Genomic DNA, 2,557 nt, shown 5'->3' on the forward strand with positions numbered 1-2,557 from the left:
GGGATATGGGAAGGGATATGGGAAGGAATGGTCATGTCAGTTTCTCTCGTGTGTGATTCGCATAGATATGGGTTGCCGACGGTCAGCTGATCATGTCAGAGGCGGTGTCCGGGAACGCCCCCGGGCAGAAGGCCTCTTCGGCGTCGAACATGAGCTTTGCGGCGTCCCCGGCTAACTCCTGGGACAGTGAATACTCGCCGAGTCCCTTGTTCTCCGGGCCGTCGATGCCCTGCCAGGCAGCGAGCTGCTGCCCGGTGTCGATCAGCGCGGACTGGATTTCCGACTTGCTGCTTGATTCGAGCTTGGAACAGATGTAGTCGGCCTGATCAAGAAGTTCCTTGTCCGTGGCATTCCGTCGGATGGAGGGGCTGATCCCCCGCAGGAACTGGCGGTCGGCGTAGGTGAGTTCGGTGGTGTCGTTGACTGCCGCCGCGGAGCCGGTGGTCGTTGCAGCTGTTGAGCCGGCTTCAGCGGAATCCGCGTCCTTCCCGGTCACAACCAGCGCAATGACCAGGCCAACGATGACGACCACCGCTACCGCGGCACCACCGGTCAGCGTCGCCGGTCGCCGGAACCACGGGACGGTCCGGTCTTCTTCCGTGAACGGATTCGCCAGCTCAGTTGGACCCCATCCCTCATTCTCCAGCGGGCTCTGCAGCTCCTGCCGGGTGTCCGGTTCCGGCTGTTCCGGCGTCCGGTCAGACGTGCTCATTGTGGAAGTTCTCCTCGTGTCAGTGCTCGTGTGGAGCAGTCAGTGTCGGTCCACGTGAGGGAGTGGCAGCAGAAGAGACTACGGGCGGTCCGGACGGCGAACCCTGCAGTTCGAACGGGTCATTCGAACCCCGCTGACCAGGGCCCCGGACTGGTGGTGTCAACCCGCGCTACGCTCCGGGCCCGGCCCACAGTGACAAAGGCCTCCGAAAGAGGTCCGGCCAACTGTGCCGCGGTGCTGGTGGACGGGAAGCCCACGGCGGCCCCGGCCCGTACCGGGGGACGGTGCCCGTCCCGTGGCCGGACCTAGACCGGAAGGAACACCATCAGCCACGCCGCCAGCGGCCCGAGGGCCACGACCACACCGGAGTAGATGAGCATCTGCCGGAAGAACCGGTCGCGGTGCTCGGCGTCCACGTTGGCCAGCACCATCGCACCGTTCGTGGAGAACGGCGAGACGTCCACCACCGTCGCGGCCACGGCGATCGCCGCCGCGGCACCGGCGACCGGCAGGTCCCCGTTGACGAGGAACGGTGTGGCCATGGTGATCGCGATGCCGATCGTGGCGATGGAGGACGCCAGCGCCGAGACCACACCGGAGAGGTAGCAGAGCAGCAGCAGGCCGATCAGCGGGGCGCCCAGCGAGGACATCTTGTCGGAGATCCAGTCGACCGTGCCCGCCGCCTGCAGCACCTCGATATAGGTCACCATGCCGCCGACCAGCACGATCGTCGCCCAGGAGACGTTGTCGAGGGCCTTGCGGGATTCCGTGGGCTTCATGACCGCCAGCACGCCGCCGACGGCCAGGGAGACCACACCGATGTCGAGCGCGAAGATCCCCGCGCCGATGACGAGCAGCGCCAGTCCGACGATCGTCGCCCACTGGTACGGCGTCACCGCGCGGGTGAGGGTCGTGGTGGACGCGACACTGCCGGCCTTCGCACCGGCGTCTGCGGCGTCTGCGGCGGCCGCAGCGTCCTCCGTCTTCTGCCGGATCTCCGCCATCTCGGCGCGGGCCTGCGCACCGAAGAGGCGGCGTCCGCCCAGGACGACGAAGACGATGGCGCCCATGAGCACGTTGAACACCAGGGCCATGAGGAACAGTGTCCAGGTGTGGCTGCCGAGGTCGTTGCTCTTGAGGAAGTCATTGACGTAGATGCCGTAGACGCTCAGCGGGCTGAGCAGGCCGGCCATGCCGCCGTGGACGACCATCATGCCCATCATCAGCTGGTTGATGCGGTAACGGCGGGCGAACGGAACGGCCAGCGGGGAGATGACACCGATCGCGAAGATCGCGCCGATGGACATGAAGAAGCCGGTCAGGGCGAAGAAGATCCACGGCATGACCGCCCGGTTGCCGCGCACCGCCCGCATCGCCCAGCGCAGGATGAGGTCGATCGTGCCGTTCTGTTGGGCGAAGCCGAAGAGGTAGGTCAGGCCCATCAGGGCGATCATGAGGTCGACGGGGAAACCACCGAAGACCCGGTCGAAGACATCGCCGGAATCCTCGGCGGCGTCGGTGAACTCGGGGACGGCCAGGGCGACGAGGAAGGCGCCGATGAGGCCGAGGATGCCGAGGTTGATGTTGCGCAGGGTTCCGAGCAGGAAGATCAGGACGAGGACGCTGATCGTCAGGGCGTGCATGGTGCAGTTACTCCCGGGTGAGCGTGGGGGCGGCGGTGCCGCGGTGTTGCCGCGTGGAGAAGCCGGGTGCCGCCGGCGGCGCCGGGTCCTGGTGGGGACCGGTGTCTTCAGGGCGGGGTGGTGCGCTTCGCGAGGACGCCGTCGGGGAACTGCCGGAAATCGTAGTGCTGTCCTGCAGGACGCCGTGACGCGGGTCCTGTAC

Annotated in this window: 2 protein-coding genes; both read right to left on the reverse strand. The window is 66.6% G+C overall.

The features are described 5' to 3' along the window. Positions 1-82 precede the first annotated feature (82 nt). Positions 83-712, reverse strand: coding sequence for a hypothetical protein (locus QZV72_RS01500; protein ID WP_297004338.1), 630 nt, complete (start codon positions 710-712; stop codon positions 83-85). A gap of 305 nt (positions 713-1,017) precedes the next feature. Beyond that, positions 1,018-2,355: an SLC13 family permease gene (locus QZV72_RS01505; RefSeq protein ID WP_297004341.1), complete on the reverse strand. Its 1,338-nt coding sequence runs from the start codon at positions 2,353-2,355 to the stop codon at positions 1,018-1,020. Positions 2,356-2,557: the final 202 nt, after the last annotated feature.

The sequence above is a fragment of the uncultured Corynebacterium sp. genome, assembly GCF_902782855.1.
Lineage (GTDB): Bacteria > Actinomycetota > Actinomycetes > Mycobacteriales > Mycobacteriaceae > Corynebacterium.